We start from the raw sequence: 22,353 nt of genomic DNA, 5'->3' as shown, positions 1-22,353 counted from the left end.
AAAAACTAGAAAATTTCTGAATTTCCAAATATAATAATAAAATAAGAACCGTTGTTTTCAAGTTAAGAGATTGATTTTAAATTGAATATGATTTTATTGCAGTTTGATTTTATAACTGAACTAACATTTGTTCAGGGGTTTGTATCGTTATTCTTTCATTTTGAGTTTTTCGGAATTAAATTTTTATTTTTGCAGTTAGAATTTTAGGAATGAAAAGAGCATTAATCTATTTTGCATTGGGAACGGTATTGAGTTTTTTAATCAATTATCTGTTTATTGACGGCGAAAATATCGGTCTGGAAATATATTATGCCATCGCTTTCGGTCTTGCGTGGGGAATGGCGTATTTTCTTGATAATCCTAAATTTTCTCTTTTCCAGAAAATGGGTTCTTCTTTTGGTGTGATGGCTGTTTTAGTTGCAGTTGGTGCTGTAATTTTCAGTCTTGAACTGGCAATTCCGTCAATCTTGAAATTTTCTACGGTTTTCGTGGCTTATTATTTAATAGCGAGTTTCAGAAGGAGTAAATCTTTGCGTAATTAAAATTTTCTTTTCGAAATTTATTTTTGAAATTACCGATTTCAATTTTTTTCAGATTTTATTTATCGTTTTTTGACTTTACAAAAGTTAAGATTTTGATTCTTTCAAATACGATAACTTACTTAATATCACCATTTTCAATACTTTAATTCAAAATATATTTTCAGATTAAAAAAATATGTGTACCTTTGCACACCCTTTTAGGGGTAAATTATGTTTAATCTTTAACTAAAACGTGTGAATACATTAAGTTACAAAACTGTTTCAGCGAACAAAGCTACTGCTAATAAAGAATGGGTTGTGGTAGACGCTGAAGGACAACCGTTGGGAAGACTAGCTTCTACGGTTGCAAAGATTTTGAGAGGTAAGCACAAAGCAAACTTTACACCTCACGTAGATTGTGGTGATAACGTTATTGTTTTGAATGCTGGGAAAGTAACTCTTTCTGGAAACAAGTGGAACGATAAGACTTATATCTGGCATACAGGTTATCCTGGTGGACAGAAGTCTATGACTGCGGCTGAACTTCAAAAGAAAGATTCTTTAAAAGTATTGGAAAAATCTGTAAAAGGTATGTTGCCGAAAAACAGATTGGGATCTGCTTTATTGAAGAACCTTTATCTTTATGAAGGAACTGAGCACAAACATGAAGCTCAGCAGCCTAAAACAATTAATGTTAACGAATTTAAATAATTAATTATGTCTATAGTTCACAAAATCGGAAGAAGAAAAACTTCTGTAGCTAGAGTTTATGTAAAGCCAGGTTCTGGTAACATTACAGTAAACGGTAAAGATGCTGCAACTTATTTCTCTACAGACGTGATGGTTTACAAATTAAACCAGCCGTTCATCCTTTCTGAAACTGTTGGTCAATATGATGTTACCGTAAATGTTTTCGGTGGTGGAAATACAGGTCAGGCAGAAGCTATCAGGTTAGGTATTTCTAGAGCACTTTGCGAGATCAACGCTGAGTTCAGATTAGCATTGAAACCTGCAGGTTTACTTACGAGAGACGCAAGAATGGTGGAAAGAAAGAAACCAGGTCAGAAAAAAGCAAGAAAGAGATTCCAGTTCTCAAAACGTTAATTTTCAGACTTCAGATTGGAGATGTCAGATTTCAGACTTTTTTCGTCTGCTATCTTATATCTGAAATCTATTAATCTTAATTTAAAAATTGCCCGTTACGTTTAGCATCCAAACGCTTCTCCCATCTAAAGAAGTTGTTGATTGTTTAAAAAACGGAAAGTAAACTAACAAAAACAGAAAACATGGCAAAAGCAAATGTAAAAGACCTTCTAGAGGCTGGTGTACACTTCGGTCACATGACTAGAAAGTGGAATCCAAATATGGCTCCATACATTTTTATGGAGAAAAACGGTATTCACATTGTAGACTTACATAAAACAGCAGTTAAATTGGATGAAGCTTGTAACGCTTTAGAAAAATTGACTTCTGCAGGTAAAAAAGTTCTTTTCGTAGCTACTAAGAAGCAAGCGAAAGAAGTAGTTGCTAAGCACGCTGCTGAACTTAATATGCCTTATATTACAGAAAGATGGCCAGGAGGTATGTTAACAAACTTTGTTACTATCAGAAAGGCTGTAAAGAAAATGAACTCTATCGACAAAATGAAAAAAGACGGTACGTTCGAAACTTTATCTAAAAAAGAAAGATTACAGGTTGACAGACAAAGAGCTAACTTAGAGAAAAACTTAGGTTCAATCTCTGACATGGTGCGTCTTCCTTCTGCAATCTTCGTTGTAGATATCATGAGAGAACACATCGCTGTAACTGAAGCTAAGAAATTAGGTATCCCGGTTTTCGGTATTGTTGATACAAACTCTGACCCAAGAAAAGTAGACTTCGTTATCCCAGGAAACGATGATGCTTCTAAATCTATCGATATGATCCTGAACGTAGTTTCTGAATCTATCAAAGAAGGTCAGTCTCAGAGAAAAGCTGATAAAGAAAAATCTAAAGAAGAAGGAGAAGTAGTTTCTGCGGATAAAGATGCAGACTTCGATTCTGCTGAATAATCTGAAGATTATCTCTTTAAAATAATAAAACCGTTGAAGAAATTCAGCGGTTTTTGTTTGTTTAATGTTTAAGAATTTCTATTTTTTCTTCTTTCGTTTTGAAGAAACACTTTGCTTTACCTTTGTAGTTTCTGAATCTTTAGACGGTTTGTTTTCTGCAATTAAAACTTTTTCCGATGCAGGTTTGAATCCCGGGTTTTGTAAAACGATGACAAGGCTTTTTTTAATATCTTTTGAACTTTGGTATTTTACATCACAAACATTTCCCGAAAAAGTATATGAATCTTTGTCTAAGACAATAAAATTTTCGCCTTTCGCCGGTACGGCAAGATTGTAAAACTTCTTTCCTGAAATTTCTAAAACCAGATTACAGTCAGAATTGTTTTTAAGTAAAATAATGACCTCATTGTGAGTAATATCTTCATTAAACATATTATTCAGAAGCTTTTTGGTCTTCTCTTTATGCTCATCGGATGTTTCAGACATCAGTTTTTTAAAAACCTCCAGATTGGCTTCAGATTTTTTCTTATTGTTTAGCTGATCCGGTAATTCCATGAAAACAGGTCTTGCTTCCATAGGTTTTGCATTTTTTGCACCTTTCGTCCATTCGGCATTTTTCAATGCAATGATGCGTTGTTTTAGAATTCTCGTTTTAGGATCTTCGGGATGTGCTTTCCCAAGATATTCTTCAATCTCATTAATGTTTGTACTTTTAAGGATATCAACTTTAGCGGTTGTATTATTACCTGCACAGGATGAAATTATGAGACTCAAGAAGAGAAAAAGAAGTGTTTTTTTCTTCATCAAGTTGTGTTTTTATTTTCCGAATATTATTCAGAACAGGTTGTTGATTACAAATGTAATCAAAATATGATTACAATCATTTAATTTGACAATTTTATATTCAAAGAATTTGAAACATATTTTATTTTCTCATAAAAAGAGTTGCAAAGCATTCCCGACAGATTATAATTTTGGTTTTTGGGAATCATCACAGACCCCGTTTTATTTGCTCCGATAGGAATTTTTTTAAAATAATTTTTACCGCTTATGGTTAAAACCATATTGCAATTCGATTTGTTTTCCACGGAAATAGAAACAGTTGTACTGTTTGAAGAACTATTTAGCAAACTGTTTAAAACTTCTGCAGTTTCAGGTTTGTAGATTTTTAGTAAAGCTTGGTATTCTCTTTCCGTTTGTGCTGCAGGACTTATTTTTGTTCCGATGTTTGAGGCTGCGGGAAAGGATTTTTTTACAGGTTTTCTGGTACTGCTGTGAGTGGTTGTTCCACAACTATTTATAAATAAAACGGTAAAAACACAGAGCAGAATAGTTTTTTTCATATTCCTGATGTAAATGTAGATTTTTATTAAACTCAAAAATGACTGCTTTATTGCCATAAAAAAAGCTGCAAAATAATTTACAGCTCCAATATTGATTTAATTAATCTTAAATTTTATGTAAGTAATGGTTTTCCCTTTTGCCGAAAACAACTCTTCATAGTACGTTCGGATGTCTCTTAGATGAGGAGTATTCGGATCGTATTCCAGAGCTCCGTAAATATCATGATGTGCAGAAATAATTTCGTAACCCGCTCCTTGTAAATAGCCTAAAGTATAACCGTGCAAAAACTCGGAGTCGGTTTTTAAATGTACAATTCCGCCGGGTTTTAAGAATTTCTTATATCTTTCAAGAAAATCAGGATGCGTTAACCTGTGTTTTGTACGTTTGAATTTAATCTGCGGATCAGGGAAAGTGATCCAGATTTCATCCACTTCATTTTCAGCAAAATAATATTCTACCAACTCGATTTGTGATCGTAGAAAAGCAACATTATTCATTCCGTTTTCTGCTGCCTCTTTTGCGCCAAACCAAAATCTCGCTCCTTTAATATCTATTCCGATAAAGTTTTTATCGGTGAAGGTTTTTGCAAGACCAACGGTGTATTCACCTTTTCCGCAGCCCAATTCCAGAACGATTGGCTGATCGTTTTTAAAGAAATCTTTTCTCCAGTTTCCTTTTAGTTTAAAACCATTCAGAGCTTCATCTCTTGTAGGTTGAATAACATTTGGGAGTGTTTTATTTTCAGCGAATCTTTTTAATTTGTTTTTGCCCATGAACTATATATGAAGCTGCAAAATTACGAAAATTATGCAGCATTTAAATTTTAAAATCGAAATGAAAAGCAGCAGAGCAAAGAATCTATTTTGAGGAACTTCCGAGCGCCACCATCAAAGGTTTTTGTATCGTTTTCTGAGACGCATACTGTGCTCCGCAAACAAGACTGGTAAAGAGATAATCTCCTTTTTCCACCACGATAGAATTGTCGCCGTGAGCCGGAATCGGAAGCCTGTATTTTGTATTTCCGACACCTTCAATCCTAACGATGATATTACAGTCTGATTTATTGGTAATCATCACAATGCATTCTTTTGAGTTGGGATCGTTATCAAATAAAGAGTTCAGAATTTTTACCGTTTTATTTTTATGTTCTATAGGGTTTTCTCCCATCAGCATATTAAATTCAGAAGCTTCTGTATCGGCAATTACTTTTGTGTTTTTTGTAGTTGCAGAAGCGGTTACATACACATTTTGGGCAGAGCTTGGTGTATAAACGACCGCAGACTGACCGACCTGCAGCTGTTTCTGATATTTTAAGATTTGCTTTTGCTTGATCATGGCATTCATTTCCTCGAAAGAAACTTTCGTAGACGGGCCTCTTTTCAGTCTTGCGAGATTATCCTGCATTTCTCTTACCTTTCTGTCACCCGGTGGAGCATTTTTGATATAATCTTTCATAAAATCCATTACTCTGGGTTTAAGTACAGATCTTCGCGGATCATCGGGATGTGCATCTCTCAGGAAGGCATTGATTTCGTAAATATTCTTGCTTTTAAGGATATTGCTGTAGTCTTTGCCTTTCCTCTGCGCCGAAAACGTCAGGAATAATAAAGTGGTGAAAAGTAAAATTACCTTTTTCATTAAAATAATATTTATTGATATTGCTTAAATAAATTTTAAGGCTTATTTAAACTGATGGTGTTATTAGTTTCATTTAAAATTAAACAAATTTTAAAAAATATTATTGCCTAAAGTGTTAAGATTTGTTTTGAAGGATGAATTTCAACTGAGAAATTACTCTACAACTTCCTGAAGGTGTGAATTTTTCAGTCTTCTCTGGTAAATAGGAAGATACTTTTCAATAGGTAATTTTACGGCTTCAAAATTTCCGCTTTGAATATAAACTTCAATGTTTTCGGAAGTATAAACAAACTGCAAAAAGTTGTCGATAAGATTTTCAGGAATTTTCAGCCTTGTGAAATAATCGTTTCCTAAATAATTTTTGATGTTGGTAATAGAGTTATTCATTCTCTCGTAAGCGACCAGACGTTGTTTTTTCTTGCGGTCACCGGAAAGAATATCAAATATACTCTCTAAGCTGAACGTAAGACCACCGTCTCTCAAACCGGCAACCGGAAGTTCTGGCGAAGTACCGTCACCTTTAGGCTCGGGAAGACCGATTACTTTTTTCAGGGCAAGTGTTTTGTCTTCTTTGCGGATAGAGTTTACATCGTATCTGAGATTTCCGGTAGGTCTGAATCTGCTGATAACAACCTCCTGAATATCGTAGTATGCTACTTTTAATTCAATTAAATTTTTAGAATTAAACATTTGCGGCGTTAACTTCACATCTTTTCTTTCTGTAATGATTGATGTGAAACGTATAACATCTCCGGGTTCTGCTTTTATATTAAATTCTCCACTATAAGTTGTAAGAACAGTCTTGAGTGTCGTAAGATTGGTGACATAAACCTGATTAAGGTACAGTACCGAATTGTCTCGCAAAAAGACTTCGCCGGAAAAATTCTGTGCATTAATTTTACTTATAAAAACCAACACTATAATTAAAAAAAGTTTCTTCATATGTCGTGCAAAATTACATAAGAATTGTGTCAGTTTTATGTGAGATTTATCAATACGTGGTTAAAATTATATTAAACTTTATACTTAACTGTTAATGTATGTTATAGAAAGTATTTTCAGTATTAAATATATTTTTAACATTACGAAATTAAAACCATTTAGATTAAAAATCTTAATGTTAAAAATAAGAACAAACAAAGTTTATAAAAAAGCTCTAAATTTTACATTTATTTATCCCAAAGACTGTTATTTCTGTGTTTTACCAATAGCCAGCTAGAATATTTTACAGTGGTTACATTGCCAAGTTCTGTCCAGCTTATAAAATACCAATATGTTGCGGTAGAAACAGGTCTTCCTTTCATGTTTCCGTCCCAGGTAAACTTATTGGAAGGAGTTCCACGGAAAACTTCTGCGCCGTATCTGTCAAAAATCCTGAATTCGAGATTTTCTTTGTTCATCAAAGCCGAATAATCTATTTCATCATTTCTGCCGTCACCATTTGGTGTGATGGTATTAATTAAATTAATGATCACAAAATCTTTCGTTACAATCTCGCAACTCAGGGAATCTCTTACATAAATCGTGTAAGTTCCTCTTCCTACATTGTTAAATATATTAGAAGTCTGCCATGTAAAACCATCAAGAGAATATTCATAAGCAGGTGTACCGCCGCTTACGCCGATGGTYACTGTAGACCCGTTGATTTCGATTGAAGTAATCACAGGCAGAGTAGATTCTGAAACATTTACAAATTGTCTGTAAACGCATCCGTTAAAACTAAGCTCAACCCAATAATTTCCTGCAGGAACATTAGAAATTGCGGGTGTTGTATCACCTGTGCTCCAAAGGTAAGCATCAAATCCGGGACCTGCATCTAAGTTGGTATTGGTTTTAGGACAAACTATTTTATCTGCTAAAATATCAGATTTTTTAGGAACTTTAAGGTTGATTCTTATGGTTGCTACATCCGGACAAAAACCACTTTTTTCAAATCTAATGTAAAAAGTATGAGATCCGGTAAGGGTAACCGCACCGCTAATTGGCGAAGCATCATTCTGTGCATCTGCAAGAGTGGCATGATAACTAACCGTAACAAGCGGGTCTGCCGTAAACTGATTTATGAAAAATGACAGATTCATCGGTTTTATTCCATCTAAATCGTCATCACAAAAATCGGTGGTTAAGGTGTTTCTGATTAAAGTCAGTTTCGTACCAACCGTAAAATTCACCTGTTGAATGACAGGAGCACATCCATCCGGAGATTCCACGCGGATGAAAATAGTGGTATTTGCATTATAGCTCCAGTTATTGGGAAGCGTATTTGCATTTCCTAAATTGGCATCTGCCAACTGAGCATAATATCTTACATTGGTAAAATAAGCAGGATTGTTTAGTATAAGTTGTGTAATATCTGAAAGAACTACATTCACGGTTCCATCCAGGTTTTCATCACACTGATTTCCCATGTTTGCAGGCGTAACAACTGCAAGCGGAAACAGGTTTAATGTAATCTGTGCTATATTTTTACACCCTGTAGCATTTTTTACAACTGCATAAACGATAGTTCCGTTCGCTGCAGGATAGGTTGTAGGAACAGTAATTAATGCTGCCAAATTTTCGTTTTGAGCATCAAGTAATGTAGGATAATAAGTAATGGTTACCGGTGTATTTGTGGTAACAACAGCCGTTGTAAGGTTAAAAGTTCCGTTCCCGTTAACATTACAGACATTTAAAGTTGCATTGTTTACAGTTACAGGATTAATATTAATCGTTACTGTAACGGTTTCGCAGTCTGTAAAGTCCGGATCGTTTCCGCAGAAAGTATAAACGAACGTGTCGGTTCCTCCAGCTGCAGGATTGGTTGCGGTATAAGTAATAATTCCTGTTGCTGCATTAATGGTTGCAGTTCCTAAAGTTGGAGCAGTGGTAATGGCAACAGTAGATGCAACCGGAGTTTGTGTAGAACTTGTAAATGCAGGAGTGATAACTTTTGTATCACAAATGTCATACGTTACAGCAGTTTGCTTCATACAGTTTAAAACCTTGAAAGGTGCTGTTACAAGCGGAGCGCAGGTTCCCATCGTTACCGAACAGGTATAATTTCCGGATCCGGTAGGAGTGTAGGAGGAGGATGTAGCTCCCGGTATAATATTTCCGTTTACATACCATTGATAAGAGTCATAGATAACAGGATCTACGGTTAGTATGATTCCCGGAACGCAGTCTCCGCCGGATTTTAAAATCACGGGTTGAGTAGAAAATCCTGCAAAAAAACCGCCGTATCCTACAGCGTCACTTCCTGCGGTAATTCCTGCGGTGATTGCTTTTGTTGAAGTTACTGTAATTGTTCCTGTAGTATTTGGAATTCCATATGTTACCCAGTTGGTGGTTCCTGTCATATCAAACGGTCCTGTTCCTGCCGGAGGAGGTGTTCCGTTTACAAAAACAGTAGCGCCTTTTTCGGTGATAAGATTTAATTTGGTTGGAATATTAAGAATTCCTGCAGGGTTATTGTTGGTATGCACAAAGTTTTCATTAATAAGCCCGACTTCATCGATCTGTTTTGGAAGATAACAGTTGAGCGCCGGAATAAAATTAAAACCACCTGTTGCCACTTCATTTCCTGTAGTGGCTGCTCCTGCGAGTATCTGATAAACGTAAGCGTTTTTACTTGTTACAATATAAAGATTATAATGGTTGGTTCCCTGAAGCTGATATTTGTTATCGGGAATTACAAAATATTGCCCGGTATTCAGATTGGCAATAGGTATAAGTTCGTTATTTACATATACTGCAGTATTGTCTTGCGTGGCAATTACTACAGCTCCTTCCATATTGCTGCCGATATTTCCGTTACCTTTTACAAGGGCAAAAGTGGTTCCAAGCTGACTTACCGGTATCGACTGATCCATTAAAATATCTGAACTTGTAGGATTATTTCCGGCATATTGACCGTTGAAGTTTCCGTTGGTAATATTTACAGGCTTTGTGGCGATAATTTTAGCACCGATAAATCCGTCAAAATTTCCTGTAATATTCCCGATACCGTCAATGATATAAGACTGCCCTTTGTTTAATGTAAAAGTAAGAGTTGGGTTTGTAGCTCCTGTTGTTCCGTTTGAGAACTGTACTGTATTTCTGTAACCTGAAATGGTAACCGTTGTATTGTCTTCAGTTGCCAAAACACTCGTCATAAAATTGAGGATGCTGTTGTTTACCGTTATTGGAGCTGAAGCTGCGTGAAAAGTTGTACCCGTTGAGGAAATTCCTTTTGAGGTAATAATTTCAGCGTGATTAAAAACCGAAAATCTAAGGTTCGCATAAAAAGGAAAGTCGGCTTTTAGATATAAACCTTTTGAGGTTGGAGTAAAAAGATCCGTCTGCTGAGTAGTAATAATATATTCTCTAAGAACATCAAATTTTTGCGGATTGTTTTTGCTAATGGTAACTGTGCCAATAACGACATTGTTATTGTAAATGGTAACAGCAAACGGAGTAGTACGGTTTGTGGAAAGATAAAGTTTTTGGTAAGGATTGGGGTTGCCTGTACGATCTACCATGGGAGCAAACCAATGTTCTCTATCCAGCTGAGCAAGTGAAGTAGAGAATATATAAAAAATAAGAAAAAAAGATAGAATTTTCTTCATATTGAACTTGAGTTTACTACAAATTTAATAATAAAATACGTTAATAGTTTTAAAAATAAACAAAAAACCACGATATTAAATCGTGGTTTTTAATAATATTTGATTTGAGATTGCTTATTCTCTGTTTTTCACTAAAATCCAGCCTGAGAATTTGATTGGAGTTTTAGTTCTGTTGTTCTCATTCCAACTGATGTTGTACCAGTAATTTCCTGTAGAAACCTTCTTTCTGTCATTGGTTGTTCCATCCCAGGTATAACCATTGTCTTTGTTTCCTTGGTGGATTCTGTTTCCGTATCTGTCAAAAATATTGAATACCAGATTTGGCTTATTTGCAAGGGCAGAATAATCTAATATGTCATTAATTCCGTCTGAGTTTGGAGTAATTACATTCACAATATTAGGAATTGTAATATCTACTTCAATCGGTACGCAATTGAAAGTATCTCTTACATAAACTTTAACATCACCTCTCGGAAGATCTGTAAATACGTTTGATGACTGCCAGTTGATATTGTTGATAGAATATTCATAAGGAGCAACACCTCCGGTAACATAAACTGTAATACTTGTGCTGGAAACTTCAATATTTGTAATAACCGGCTGCTCAGAAGCATACACTTTTACAGCTTGTTTGGTAGTACAGTCTCCTGTTCTTAGTTTTACCCAATACGTTCCTACTCCTACATTAGAGATAGTTTGTGTAGTAGCTCCTGTGCTCCATTCGTATTCGTCAAATCCTGGTCCTGCATCTAAAACTGTTTTGTCTTCAACGCAGATTATTTTATCTACCAATACCGCAGATTCTACCGGTGCTAAAACAACCAGATTTACTTTTGCAACACGATAACATCCGTTTGCATTACTTACTCTTATATAAGCAACACCGGTTGGAGCCACATATTGATCCGGAACCAATATTTCATTCGTTTGATTGTTGGCATCAGTTAATGAAGGATAATATTTTTTGGTAACACCCGGTTGAGTAGTTACAGTTGCATTCGTAAGATTAAATAATCCTGTAGCGATATTTTCTTCAAGGAAGCACGTTCTTAATGTTGCATCATTTACTATCGGGCTTTCTGCTACAGTTAAAGTAAGTGTGATCTGTTCACAGTCTACAAATTCAGGATCATTTCCGCAGAATTTATAAACAATCGTATCAGTACCTACAAAACCGGCATTTGGAGTATATCCGATAACGCCTGTTGTAGGATTGATTATTGCTGTACCATTGGTTGGCGGAGTAATGATCTGTACACTGCTTGGTGTAAATGTCTGTGTAGAGGTAGTAAATTGCGGAACAATATTTAAATATCCTTCACACACTGTTCTTGTTTTAGCAGTTTCCTCAAGACAAGTGAAAACTTTGAATATTGGAGTGATTGCCGGAGGACAAGATCCTACCGTAATTCTCACGGTATAGTTTCCTGCAACAGTCGGAGTATAAGTATTGCTGTTTGCTCCAGGGATTGCCACATCGTTTCTGAACCACTGATAAGTATCGTAGCTGTCGTCAACTTCTAAAACCAATCCAGGAATACATTCTCCTGTTTGTTTTGCAATAAGCGGAATTGAAGAGAAACCTGCAAAATAACCACCGTATCCTGCTGTACTGTATCCTCCATTAATACCTGCTGTTACTGCTTTTGTTGAGGTAATTGTTAAGTTTCCTGTAACAGGTTGTATCGCATACGTTACCCAGTTGGTGTTTCCAGTAAGAGGGTAAGGACCTTGTGCAGCGGTTGGCTGTACACCGTTTACTGTTACAGTTGCTCCTGCTTCAGTAAGGATATTAAGCTTTAAAGTAACTGTTCCGGATGAGCCAGGTATCTCCTGTACTCTGCCAATTTCATCAATTTTTCTAGGTAAAAAACAGTTTAAAGGGGGTATGTAGTTGTATCCTCCGGTTTCTGTACCAGAGGAAGTAGTGGGAGAAGCACTTGCTAACAATTGGTATAAATAAACATTTTTAGATGTGTTAATATACATGTTATAATGACCGCTTGTACCCTGAAGTACATAGCTGCTTTCTAAAATTCTGTAATAATCTCCTTCCGCAAGTGTAGCAACAGGTGTCGTAGCACCATTAAGATATACTTGTGTATTATTTTCAGTTGCTATAATAATTCCTCCTTCGGTATTATAAGTATTAAGAACCGCACGGCTTCTCACCATGGCAAACTCATTACCTAGTCGATCAACCGGTACTGATTGATCCATAATAAGGTCTGAACCGTTACTTGTTTGTCCGGTAGCATACATTGCATTTGCATTTCCGTTAGTTACAGAAATTGGTTTTGTAGCCACAATTTTAGATCCGATAAAACCATCTCTGTTAGCTGCAACATCTGCTTGTCCGGCTAAAATATAAGATTGTCCTTTATTTAAATTAAAAGTTAGCGTCAATGGCGGAGCTGTATTATTTACAAACTGAACATTCGCATTATATCCTGTTACAGTAACTGTTGTATTATCTTCTGTGGCAAGAATACCAGTTGTAAAGTTGTGTGAAGAAGTAGTAGTCGTAATAGGAGCCGCTGCTGCATAAAACTTGGTTCCTATTCCTGCTTTACCTTTGGAGGTGATAATTTCACCGTGTGAAGTCACTGCAGCTCTTAATGATGCAAAATATGGCTTCGTTCCTTTGGTATAAACTCCCATGTTAACCGGAGTAGATGCCATACTTTCATTGTCTGTCCAGATATATTGTGCAGGCAAAGGGAATGATTGTGGTGAATTTTTACTGATTGTTACCGCACCAATCTGTGTGTTGTTATTAAAAATTTTAACTTCAAAGGGCGTGGTTGAATCTGTAGAGAAATAAAGCGTATGAGTGTACGGAGTACTGTTTTGACTGTCAAAATACGGAGCAAACCAGTGATCTGTATCTCTCTGCGCAAAGAGTATATTGCTACTAAAAAGTACCAATAAAATAGTGAGTAAAAGTTTTCTCATAATGTAGAATTAGGATTTGTACAAAAATAATAGATTATTTTAAAAGTATTGTAAAAAATAATAAAAAAAAATCAAAAATAAATAAGAAAAAGCCACAACCGTTAAGTTGTGGCTTAATATTAAAAAAGATATTCTTTTATTCTCTGTTTTTAACAAGAATCCAACCGGTGTATTTAATTGGAGTTTTTGCTTCATTTGGCTCATTCCAGTTAATATGATACCAATAAGTTCCTGTTAAGATCTTTTTATTAGATTGAGTTCCGTCCCATCTGTAATTATTAGACTTATCACCTGTGAATATTTTATTCCCGTATCTGTCATAAATTACAAAAATAAGATTATCCTTATACGCAAGCTCTCTGTAATCCAGGTAATCATTTACATTATCTCCATTAGGGGTAATTGCATTTACCAAATTTGGTACGGTAACCTCCACAGAAATCGGGGTACAGTTGAAAGAATCTTTTACGTAGAATGTATGCTGTCCTCTTGTAAGATTGGTAAATACATTAGAATCTTGCCATGCAGTTATGCCGTCTACTGAGAACTGATATGGAGCTATTCCTCCGGTTACGATTACTGTAGCTGTATTATTAGATATTTCAACCGAAGTGATGACAGGATCCTGTGCTTTCTTCACGCTCACAAACTGCTTCACAGAACATCCTGAATCCTGAAGAATTACCCAATAATCGCCTACTGTTACTCCTTGGATGGTTTGTGTAGTTGCACCAGTACTCCAACGGTAAGATTGATATCCGGGACCTGCATCCAGAGTTGTCTTGTCATCAATACAAATGTATTTATCTACCAATAATGGAGATCTTTTCGGAGGAGTTACTTTCAGGTTGATTTTAGCAATCGCATAACAACCGTTTGAGTTGAATACTCTTGTATATACAGCGCCGTTTCCAGAAACATAAGCATCAACTCCTACAATTTCATTGGTTCCGTTACTTGCGTCAGTAGAAGTTGGGTAGAATTTTTTTGTAACCGGTGCTTCTGCTGTTACATCTGCGCTTACAAGATTAAATCTTCCTCTTGTTTCGTCATTTTCTATAAAGCATTCTGTTAAAGTTGCTTCTTTAACTACCGGAGTAGGGAAGAAATCTAATGTAATTTTAGCATTTCCTACACAGCCTTCTGCTGTTGTAACTCTTACATATACTGAGCCTAATCCTGAGAAATAATTCGTTGGGTTAGTAATCTGATTAGTATTTGCATTTAAATCTGCCAGAGTTGGATAGAATTTTTTTGTTGTTGGAACAGCATTGTCTGTTACATTTGCTGTCGTTAAATCAAAGAATCCGTTACCAGCATATTGGCAAGCATAGATCGTTCTGTCTGTAAGTACAAAAGGAACCACATTTAAATTTAAAGTTACCTGTTCGCAATCTATAAATTCAGTTGCATTACCGCAGAATTTATAAACAATCTTATCTGGTCCTAAATATCCTGCATTTGGAATATAGGTTATCACTCCGGTAGAAGGGTTAAGTGTTGCAGTTCCGTTTGTTGGCTGTGTAATAATCTGAACTGTACCTGGAACCGGTGTCTGAGTAGAGTTTGTAAACTCAGGAACAATTGCTTTTGTACCACAGATGTTTATATTTTCTGTAGTTTGCGCCAGACAAGCAAATACTTTGTAAATTGGAGTTGTCACTGGCGGACAGGTTCCCATCGTTACTTTTACGGTATAGTTTCCTGCAACGGTAGGAGTAATCGTGTGAGTAGTTGCCCCGGCAATTGGTGCATTATTTAAAAACCATTGGTAGGTTTCATAACCGTCGTCAACCTCTAAAATAATTCCCGGAATACATTCACCGGTCTGTTTTGCAATTACAGGAATTGAAGAGAATCCTGCAAAATATCCACCATAACCTGCGGTTTCGTAACCTCCGTTAATACCGGCTGTTACAGCTTTATTAGATTCAATTGTTAAATTATTAGGCAATCCTTCAACAGCATACGTTACCCAAGCCGTATTTCCTGTAAGTGGGTAAGGTCCTTGAGCTGCCGTAGGTGCAACCCCGTTTACTGTAACTGTAGCTCCTGCTTCTGTTAAGATATTTAATTTTAGATTGATTGTTCCTGTATAACCAGGCATCTCATTGATTTTGCCAATTTCATCAATTTTTCTTGGTAAAAAACAGTTTAATGGGGGTATATAGTTGAATCCGCAAGTTGCATTGCTATCATTTACAGATACTAATTGATATAAATATGCATTTTTTGATGTAGTAACCAACATATTATAATGGTTATTAGTTCCCTGCAACTGATAAGCGCTTCCAGGAATTCTATACCATTGGCCTTGGTTAATTGTAGCTACAGGTGCACCTGCACCGTTTAAAAATATGTCTGTATTATTTTCAGTGGCAATTACGATTCCGCCTTCTAAATCTGATGCTGTAGACTTCGTTCTTACCATAGCAAAAGTACTTCCTAGTCTTTCTACAGGAACAGATTGATCTAAAACAGCATCTGAACCAACACTTGCACCAAGTCCAAAATTTCCGTTCACATTTCCGTTGGTAAGAGTAATTGGCTTATCAGAAACAATTTTTGCTCCCATGAACGGAGCTGTTGGTGAGGTATTTCCTGCAAATATGAATGATTGCCCTTTATTTAAAGTAAAAGTGGTGGTGTTTCCGGTGGGTGTACCTCCAAAAAAATTAACGATTCCGTTCCAGGTAGCAGTTACAACAGTGTTATTTTCTGTTGCCATAACTCCGGCAGTAAAGTTATTTGATGTTGAATTTGATGGTGTATTAGCTACGTAAAATTCTTTCCCGAGACCAGCTTTACCTTTACTGGTCACAATCTCGCCATGTGAAAACTGACCCATTCTTAGCGTACAGTAGAACGGCTTGCTTCCTTGCAGATATACACCTTTAGTAATTACATATCCAATGCTCCGTATCTCTTTGTGCAAACAAAGATGTAAATGTTGTAAAAAGTAATACGAAACTTAATAGAAATCTTTTCATAAAATATGGAATTAGGATTTCTACAAAATTAAAATAATATTTAATATATTGTTAATAAATTATAAATAAAATTTAAAATTTATTCTTGATTCTATAGCTAATGCAAATTTAATTGGTTGAAATTATGAATTGTTGAAATTATTTTTACCAATTAAATTGATTATTCTTAGCTCATAAATAAAAAAGAGAGAACTTAAAATATTCTCTCTTAAATTTTATTGAATCTAATTATCCATTCTTAATGATTTTTTAATATAAATTAAGTTAGGGATAAGGATTACTTTAAATTATTAGGATCAGCATTTTTTCATAACAAAACTAAAAAATCTAATCTCTATTCTTTATTAATAGCCATCCCGAGTGAGAAACCGGCAATTTTGTGTCGGGCTCAATCCATTTAATGATATACCAGTATGTTCCTGTCGAAAGACTTCTTCCGCCGGATCTTCCGTCCCATTTGTAATTGTTACCGGAAGATTTGTAAACAGCTGCGCCGTAACGGTCAACCACTTCAATGCTTACCTGTTGTTTTATTTTTAAATCTGAATAGTCTAAAGCATCATTTCTTCCATCTCCGTTTGGAGTAATGGTATTGATTAAATTTAAAATTAAAAAATCTTTAATTACAGGTTGGCAACCATCTCTGCCAATTACATAAACTTTGTACGGGCCTCTCGTTAAACCGGTAAATACATTAGAGTTCTGATAATCAGAGCCGTTTAATGAATATTGGTAGGGCGCAGTTCCTCCTGTAACGTTTATTGTTGCGGTAGTTCCTGTAACGATAATGCTGGTAACTGTAGGAGCCTCTGCTGCGGTTACTGTTACACTTTGTCTGTAAACACATCCGTTAAATCCTAAATCTACATAGTAAGTTCCTACGCCGGCTGTAATTGCAGAAGTAGTAGCTCCCGTACTCCACAAATAAGAAGTGAAACCGTCTCCGGCATTCAAAACGGCTTTGTCATTTGAGCAGATCACCTGATCTTTCAAAACATCAGATTTTTTCGGAGATTTTAAACTTACCTTTAATGTGGCTGTATTTGGACATCCGTTACCACTGGTGAATCTGATATAAAAAGTTGTTGCTGTGGTAATTATCTGATTGGCAGCTAATCCGTTGATTCCAGATTGTGCATCTGCCAATGTTGCATGGAAAGTTAAATTTACGGCAGGATCTGCAGTAAATTGGTTTTTATAGTCATTAAGATTGACATTTTGAGTGCCGCTTAAATCATTGTCACAAACTTCTGTATTTATGTTTGAAGCCAATAATGTGATTTTATTACCGATATTAAACTCAATCTGTCCGAAAGATGAAGGACAAGTCGTGCTCGATCCGTCTACTCGTACGTAAACGATGGTGTTTGTATTGTAAATCCAGTTTGCAGGAAGGGTGTTGTTGTTTCCGGCATTGGCATCGGTTTGATTTAAATAATATCTTACCGTAAAATTTCCAGAATTTGTTACAATTTGAGGAGTAATCGTTGTAAAATTTACATTAATATTTCCATCAAAATTATCATCACAAAGTACAGCATTGTAATTTGCAGTATTAATATTCGGGGAAGGATTAACCGTTAAAGTAATCTGTGCCACTTTTGTACATCCGTAAGCTGAGGTTACATTGGCATAAATAATTCCTGCAGGTCCTGAATATGTTGTAGGAGCAGCAATTTGCCCAGTTAAATTTGCATTTGTAAAATAGGTAATCGTAGCTCCGGGAGCGGTAGTAACGTTTGCTGTTGTTAAATTATAAGTTCCGTTTCCTGTAGCGTTGCTGCATGCTGTTAATGTTGCATTGTTTACCTGAAGAACATCCGTATTGATAATGATTTTAAAATATTCAAAAGCAAAAGGGTTTCCGTTTCCTTGAATATAATAAATAAACGAATCAGTCATGTTAACAGTCGTCGCATTTGGCGTGTAAGTAATCTGTCCTGTTGGGTTTACCGTTACAGTTCCGTTGGCTGGCTGAGAAATAATTGTAGTAAGTGCAGGTACAATCGTTTGTGTAGAATTGGTAAAAGCAGGAGTAATCACTTTAGTATTACAAGACCCGATTGTATAAGTTGTTGTTGAAATTGGCGGACAAAGCGTGTAATTATATACCGCAGTCAGTTTTGTTTCGCAATTATTTTTGGTTACCGAGCAAGTATAAGCTCCCGCTCCGTATAATTCTGGGTTTATTGAGAAAGTTGTTGCTCCGGGAATGGCAACTCCGTTTAAGTACCATTGGTAAGAATCATAATTATTATCAACCTGCAAAAGAATTCCTGCGTAGCAATCGCCGGTTTTTGTAATTGCCGGAACAGATGAAAACCCTGCAAAATATCCTCCGTATCCTACAGCGCCGCTTCCTGCCGCAATTCCAGCCGTCATTGCTTTTGTAGAGTTTAATGTGATATTTCCTGTAACATTTTGAACAGAGTAGCTTACCCAATTCGGGTTTCCCGTTACAGGATATGGTCCGTTTCCTGCAGCAATTGCATTTCCGTTTAAGGTTACAGTCGCTCCGGTCTGCGTAATAATATTTAATCTTGTAGCAAAAGTTTGTCCTCCGATTCTGTTGATAAATCCTATTTCATCAATTTTATTAGGCATAAAACAGCTTAAAGGCGGGATGAAATTCATTCCTCCGGAAGCATATTCGTTTCCGTTGGTAGCACCGGAAAGAAGCTGATAAACGTAGATGTTTTTAGTAGAAGAAATATTCATATTATAATGACCATTTCCCTGGTTTTGGTATCTTGCGCTTGGGACTAAATAATATTGTCCTTCATTAAGAGTTGTTGTCGCTCCGGTTCCGTTAAAGGTGATCTGGGTATTGTTTTCTGTAGCAATAATCAAAGCGGTTTCCATTTGAGAATTTACGGTTCCGTTTCCTTTTACAACCACAAAATCTTTTCCTAAACGATCCACAGGAACCGCCTGATCCATCAAAATATCATTGTTGGTAAGGTTCTGCGAAGTATAAGCTGCGTTAAAGTTTCCGTTGGTAACAGAAATTGCTTTTGTGGCAACAATTTTTGCTCCTACCAATCCTGTTTTATTGGCATTAGACCACGAGCTTACCACATCTAAAATATAAGATTTGCCTTTATTAAGCGTAAATGTTCTTGTAGGAGAAGATACTCCGTCTGAAAAAGTAATACCCGGATTGTAGCCGGAAATCGTAACGACCGTATTGTCTTCGGTTGCAGTAACCCCGATTGTAGCATTCATATGGTTTTCGGATCCCGAAATAGGAGCTAATCCTGCGTAAAATGTTGTTCCTAAACCTGCTGCTCCTTTCGATGTTAAAATCTCAGCATGATTGGTCATTGCAAATCTGTAATTGGCAAAGAATTTTTTAGGACCTTTCACATTCAATCCCATGTTATTTGGTGTAAACAATTGGTTTTGAGAAGAGGCGATCAAAAAATCGTTGGGAATAATTACCTGTGCCGGATTGTTTTTACTTACCTGAGCAGTGGTGTAAAGTGTATTGTTGTTGAAAATCTGTACTGTGAAAGGTACAGCTTCATCGGTTGATAGATATAAATATCCTTCAAGACCACCGGTTCCTGCTTTTGCAGCCATAGGAGCAAACCAGTGCTCAGTATCGAGTTGAGCATTAAGGATAAAACACCAAAATGTACAGATAATAAGTAGAAATCTTTTCATGCCTCAGTTTTAGGGGCGACAAATTTAAGCATTAATAATCAATTTTTTACAGTATTTTTTTAACACTTTTTTAATATTTGCTAAAATGTGGAAAACTTAAAACAGGCTTCATATTTTGTTAATATTGTAATCTGAAATTACAGCAAAAAAAATCCCGATGAAAAAATCATCGGGATTGGTATTTTTAAATTTGAAAAGCTATTATAAGCTAACTCTTACAAATCCTGTTACTTTAAGATCTCCGTTTACAGATTTTACATAATCAGCAACAGAAACAGAATTGTCTTTAATGAAATCCTGGTGTACCAAAGTATTGTCTTTGTAGAATCTCTGCATTTTACCTTTCAAAATGTTATCGATAATGTTTGCAGGCTTACCTTCTTCAGTAAGTTTGTGTCTTTCGATTTCCAATTCTTTATCGATAGTTTCCTGAGAAACAGCATTCTCATCAAGAGCGATTGGATTCATTGCAGCAGCCTGCATAGAAACAGCTTTAGCAGCTTCGTCAGCTCCTTCTACTTTAGCAGAAAGTGCAGTGATTGCAGCAATCTTGTTTCCAGCGTGGATGTAAGCTCCTAAGAAAGGTCCTGTAATTCTTTCGAATGCACCGATCTCGATTTTCTCACCGATAACTCCTGTTTGCTCGATCAATTTATCAGCAACCGTCATTCCGTGGAAATCTGTAGCCAATAATTCTTCTTTAGTAGCAGCGAAAATAGCCATTTCAGCCAATTCGTAAGCCAACTCGATGAACGCTTCGTTTTTAGCAACGAAGTCAGTTTCGCAGTTTAAAGAAATAATAACACCTAAAGTATTATCTTCGTTTACTCTTGCGATTACTGCACCTTCAGAAGAATCTCTGTCAGCTCTGTTTGCAGCAACTTTTTGTCCTTTTTTTCTAAGGATATCTACTGCTTTTTCGAAGTCTCCTTCTGCTTCAACTAGAGCTTTCTTGCAGTCCATCATACCTGCACCTGTTTGGTTTCTTAATTTTGCTACGTCTGCAGCAGCTGGTGAATAAGACATAATATTTGTTATTTTTTTATTTAAAATTATAATTAACTTTAATAGTTTATTTTTGAGCAGTGCAAAGATAATGATTTTAATGATAAACTAAAAAATGACTTTTGACGTTATAGTATTTATTTAATAAATTTTTAAAGATTTTACATGAAAAAACTATTTCTAATCATATTCTTGTCTATTTTCAGTCTGGGCGTTGCTCAAAAGAAGAAAAAAGCCAAAGCCAAAGTTGTTGCAGAAAAAGAAACGGTTATCATTTATACTCTTGAAGAAGCAGAGTCTACTGCCGAAGCAAGAATTATAGCAGGTTTTATCAAACAAAATCCGGGACACGAAAAAAACGATAAGCTGAAAAGGAAACTTATCGAGATGATTATGGCAGATAATTCCATAGAAGCAAAACCTACCATAAAACCTTTAAGCAAAAATAAAATTGAAAAAATCGTAAGCAATAACGAGCTTAATAAAGGTAAAAATCTGGCTTCAAATACCAAGACAGCTACCTGACTCATCTTTTCAATAACGATCCTAATGATAATGAAGCTTATATCAATATCAAAAACAAATCAAAGTGCAGGCTGATTGTAAAAATAAGCGGTAAAAAATATTATAATCTTGATGTGCCTGCAAACGGGCAAAATTTTGTTATGGTAGAAAAAGGTGATTATGTTTTGACGAMATCCGTTTGTGATGCTAAATATTCTTCTTTGAAAAAAGTAACAAGAGATATTGAAATTCAGCTGAATGTTGCAGAGTAAATTTAATTACAAAAACAAAAAACGGTTAAGAATTTTTTTCTTAACCGTTTTTTTTATCCTTTAAATTGCCCCATTGCAATAAATTTGTCTTGTCTGTGGGTCTCCAGTTCCTTACCTGTAAATTTAGAGAAAGCTTTTATGTTTTGTAAAATAGAAGCTTTTAAATTTAAATAAGCAACTTCCGGGTCGTAATGAGCTCCACCAAGTGGTTCTTCTATAATTCCGTCGATGAATTTTTCTCTCAATGCATCTTTCGGGGTAAGATTCAATGCGTTTGCGGCATCTTCTTTATGATCCCAGTTTCTCCAAAGAATTGAAGAGCAGCTTTCCGGCGCAATTACAGTGTACCAAGTATTTTCCAGCATATACACTTTGTTACCAACACCAATTCCTAATGCTCCGCCACTTGCTCCTTCACCGATAATGTAAGTGAAAATAGGAGTTTTAAGCATGGTCATTTCGAAAATATTTCTTGCAATCGCTTCACCTTGTCCTCTTTCTTCAGCTTCCAAACCTGGGTAAGCTCCCGGTGTATCAACCAAAGTTACAACAGGAATTCTGAATTTTTCAGCAAGCTTCATGAGTCTTAAAGCTTTTCTGTATCCTTCAGGATTTGGCATTCCAAATCTTCTGTATTGTCTTTCTTTAGTAGTTCTTCCTTTTTGGGTTCCGATAATCATTATTTTCTGACCATCAAGAGTTGCTAAACCACCAATCAATGCAGGATCATCTGCAAAATTCATCAGTTCTTTTATAGGAAGTTCGAAACTTAAATATTCCATTCTTGAAGTAAATTAAATCTTTCAAATGTATGAAAA

At 35.8% G+C, this 22,353-nt stretch carries 16 protein-coding genes and 1 pseudogene; 6 read left to right on the top strand and 11 right to left on the bottom strand.

From position 1 onward, the window contains the following. The first annotated feature begins 209 nt into the window (after positions 1-209). From AB4Y90_RS02525 to rpsB, 4 genes are all read left to right on the top strand, one after another. Entirely contained in the window at positions 210-542 is a 333-nt protein-coding gene (locus tag AB4Y90_RS02525) for a hypothetical protein (RefSeq protein WP_441555729.1), read from the top strand. Positions 543-776: 234 nt separating this feature from the next. Further along, positions 777-1,232 (top strand): 50S ribosomal protein L13, encoded by a 456-nt coding sequence (rplM, locus tag AB4Y90_RS02520; protein WP_034678947.1) that lies wholly within the window; start codon positions 777-779, stop codon positions 1,230-1,232. 6 nt (positions 1,233-1,238) lie between these two features. Continuing rightward, positions 1,239-1,625 carry a 30S ribosomal protein S9 gene (rpsI, locus tag AB4Y90_RS02515; protein ID WP_441555728.1) on the top strand — a complete coding sequence of 129 codons (387 nt, stop codon included), beginning with the start codon at positions 1,239-1,241 and terminating at the stop codon, positions 1,623-1,625. A 182-nt stretch (positions 1,626-1,807) separates the two neighbouring features. Further along, positions 1,808-2,572 carry a 30S ribosomal protein S2 gene (gene rpsB, locus AB4Y90_RS02510; protein WP_441555726.1) on the top strand — a complete coding sequence of 255 codons (765 nt, stop codon included), beginning with the start codon at positions 1,808-1,810 and terminating at the stop codon, positions 2,570-2,572. Positions 2,573-2,650: 78 nt separating this feature from the next. Here rpsB and AB4Y90_RS02505 read toward each other — a convergent pair whose 3' ends face one another. The 10 genes from AB4Y90_RS02505 to tsf form a co-directional block, all read right to left on the bottom strand. Then, entirely contained in the window at positions 2,651-3,376 is a 726-nt protein-coding gene (locus AB4Y90_RS02505; protein WP_441555725.1) for a DUF6759 domain-containing protein, read from the bottom strand. A gap of 80 nt (positions 3,377-3,456) precedes the next feature. Next, entirely contained in the window at positions 3,457-3,915 is a 459-nt protein-coding gene (locus tag AB4Y90_RS02500; protein ID WP_441555723.1) for a DUF6759 domain-containing protein, read from the bottom strand. 96 nt (positions 3,916-4,011) lie between these two features. Next, positions 4,012-4,689: a tRNA (guanosine(46)-N7)-methyltransferase TrmB gene (gene trmB, locus AB4Y90_RS02495; protein ID WP_441555722.1), complete on the bottom strand. Its 678-nt coding sequence runs from the start codon at positions 4,687-4,689 to the stop codon at positions 4,012-4,014. 85 nt (positions 4,690-4,774) lie between these two features. Beyond that, positions 4,775-5,554: a DUF6759 domain-containing protein gene (locus AB4Y90_RS02490; RefSeq protein ID WP_441555721.1), complete on the bottom strand. Its 780-nt coding sequence runs from the start codon at positions 5,552-5,554 to the stop codon at positions 4,775-4,777. Between the two features lie 153 nt (positions 5,555-5,707). Then, a complete protein-coding gene (locus AB4Y90_RS02485; protein ID WP_441555719.1) occupies positions 5,708-6,496 on the bottom strand; it encodes a hypothetical protein in 789 nt (262 codons plus the stop codon). A 227-nt stretch (positions 6,497-6,723) separates the two neighbouring features. Beyond that, complete coding sequence (locus AB4Y90_RS02480; protein ID WP_441555717.1) at positions 6,724-10,143, bottom strand: T9SS type B sorting domain-containing protein; 3,420 nt, start codon at positions 10,141-10,143, stop codon at positions 6,724-6,726. 114 nt (positions 10,144-10,257) lie between these two features. Further along, positions 10,258-13,098, bottom strand: a complete 2,841-nt coding sequence (locus tag AB4Y90_RS02475; protein ID WP_441555716.1) for a T9SS type B sorting domain-containing protein — start codon at positions 13,096-13,098, stop codon at positions 10,258-10,260. Between the two features lie 136 nt (positions 13,099-13,234). Next, complete coding sequence (locus AB4Y90_RS02470; RefSeq protein ID WP_441555714.1) at positions 13,235-16,033, bottom strand: gliding motility-associated C-terminal domain-containing protein; 2,799 nt, start codon at positions 16,031-16,033, stop codon at positions 13,235-13,237. Positions 16,034-16,415: 382 nt separating this feature from the next. Further along, positions 16,416-19,754, bottom strand: coding sequence for a gliding motility-associated C-terminal domain-containing protein (locus tag AB4Y90_RS02465; protein WP_441555712.1), 3,339 nt, complete (start codon positions 19,752-19,754; stop codon positions 16,416-16,418). 201 nt (positions 19,755-19,955) lie between these two features. Beyond that, positions 19,956-20,780 (bottom strand): translation elongation factor Ts, encoded by an 825-nt coding sequence (gene tsf, locus AB4Y90_RS02460; RefSeq protein ID WP_441555710.1) that lies wholly within the window; start codon positions 20,778-20,780, stop codon positions 19,956-19,958. Positions 20,781-20,924: 144 nt separating this feature from the next. Here tsf and AB4Y90_RS02455 point away from each other — a divergent pair, with 144 nt between their 5' ends. Both AB4Y90_RS02455 and AB4Y90_RS02450 read left to right on the top strand, forming a co-directional pair. Beyond that, entirely contained in the window at positions 20,925-21,284 is a 360-nt protein-coding gene (locus tag AB4Y90_RS02455) for a hypothetical protein (protein WP_441555709.1), read from the top strand. Continuing rightward, on the top strand, positions 21,281-21,535 hold the full coding sequence (locus tag AB4Y90_RS02450) for a DUF6759 domain-containing protein (RefSeq protein ID WP_441555745.1): 255 nt from the start codon (positions 21,281-21,283) through the stop codon (positions 21,533-21,535). The genes AB4Y90_RS02455 and AB4Y90_RS02450 overlap by 4 nt, the downstream gene beginning before the upstream one ends. A 53-nt stretch (positions 21,536-21,588) precedes the next feature. Here the strand turns inward: AB4Y90_RS02450 and accA are convergent. Next, positions 21,589-22,275: pseudogene (accA, locus tag AB4Y90_RS02445) on the bottom strand (carboxyltransferase subunit alpha); the annotation flags it as partial. Positions 22,276-22,353: the final 78 nt, after the last annotated feature.

Origin of the sequence: Chryseobacterium sp. 2TAF14 (genome assembly GCF_052115105.1) — a bacterium.
In the GTDB taxonomy this organism is placed as follows: domain Bacteria; phylum Bacteroidota; class Bacteroidia; order Flavobacteriales; family Weeksellaceae; genus Chryseobacterium.
Note: the sequence above shows the minus strand (reverse complement) of the source record. Positions and strands in the feature narration are given on the sequence as shown.

Bases quoted from the DNA above. Each gene is read 5' to 3' on its own strand.
- AB4Y90_RS02475 (WP_441555716.1), bottom strand. From the start codon at position 13,098: ATGAGAAAACTTTTACTCACTATTTTATTGGTACTTTTTAGTAGCAAT.
- rpsI (WP_441555728.1), top strand. From the start codon at position 1,239: ATGTCTATAGTTCACAAAATCGGAAGAAGAAAAACTTCTGTAGCTAGA.
- tsf (WP_441555710.1), bottom strand. From the start codon at position 20,780: ATGTCTTATTCACCAGCTGCTGCAGACGTAGCAAAATTAAGAAACCAA.
- AB4Y90_RS02505 (WP_441555725.1), bottom strand. From the start codon at position 3,376: ATGAAGAAAAAAACACTTCTTTTTCTCTTCTTGAGTCTCATAATTTCA.
- AB4Y90_RS02485 (WP_441555719.1), bottom strand. From the start codon at position 6,496: ATGAAGAAACTTTTTTTAATTATAGTGTTGGTTTTTATAAGTAAAATT.
- AB4Y90_RS02500 (WP_441555723.1), bottom strand. From the start codon at position 3,915: ATGAAAAAAACTATTCTGCTCTGTGTTTTTACCGTTTTATTTATAAAT.
- trmB (WP_441555722.1), bottom strand. From the start codon at position 4,689: ATGGGCAAAAACAAATTAAAAAGATTCGCTGAAAATAAAACACTCCCA.
- AB4Y90_RS02490 (WP_441555721.1), bottom strand. From the start codon at position 5,554: ATGAAAAAGGTAATTTTACTTTTCACCACTTTATTATTCCTGACGTTT.
- AB4Y90_RS02465 (WP_441555712.1), bottom strand. From the start codon at position 19,754: ATGAAAAGATTTCTACTTATTATCTGTACATTTTGGTGTTTTATCCTT.
- rpsB (WP_441555726.1), top strand. From the start codon at position 1,808: ATGGCAAAAGCAAATGTAAAAGACCTTCTAGAGGCTGGTGTACACTTC.
- AB4Y90_RS02525 (WP_441555729.1), top strand. From the start codon at position 210: ATGAAAAGAGCATTAATCTATTTTGCATTGGGAACGGTATTGAGTTTT.
- AB4Y90_RS02455 (WP_441555709.1), top strand. From the start codon at position 20,925: ATGAAAAAACTATTTCTAATCATATTCTTGTCTATTTTCAGTCTGGGC.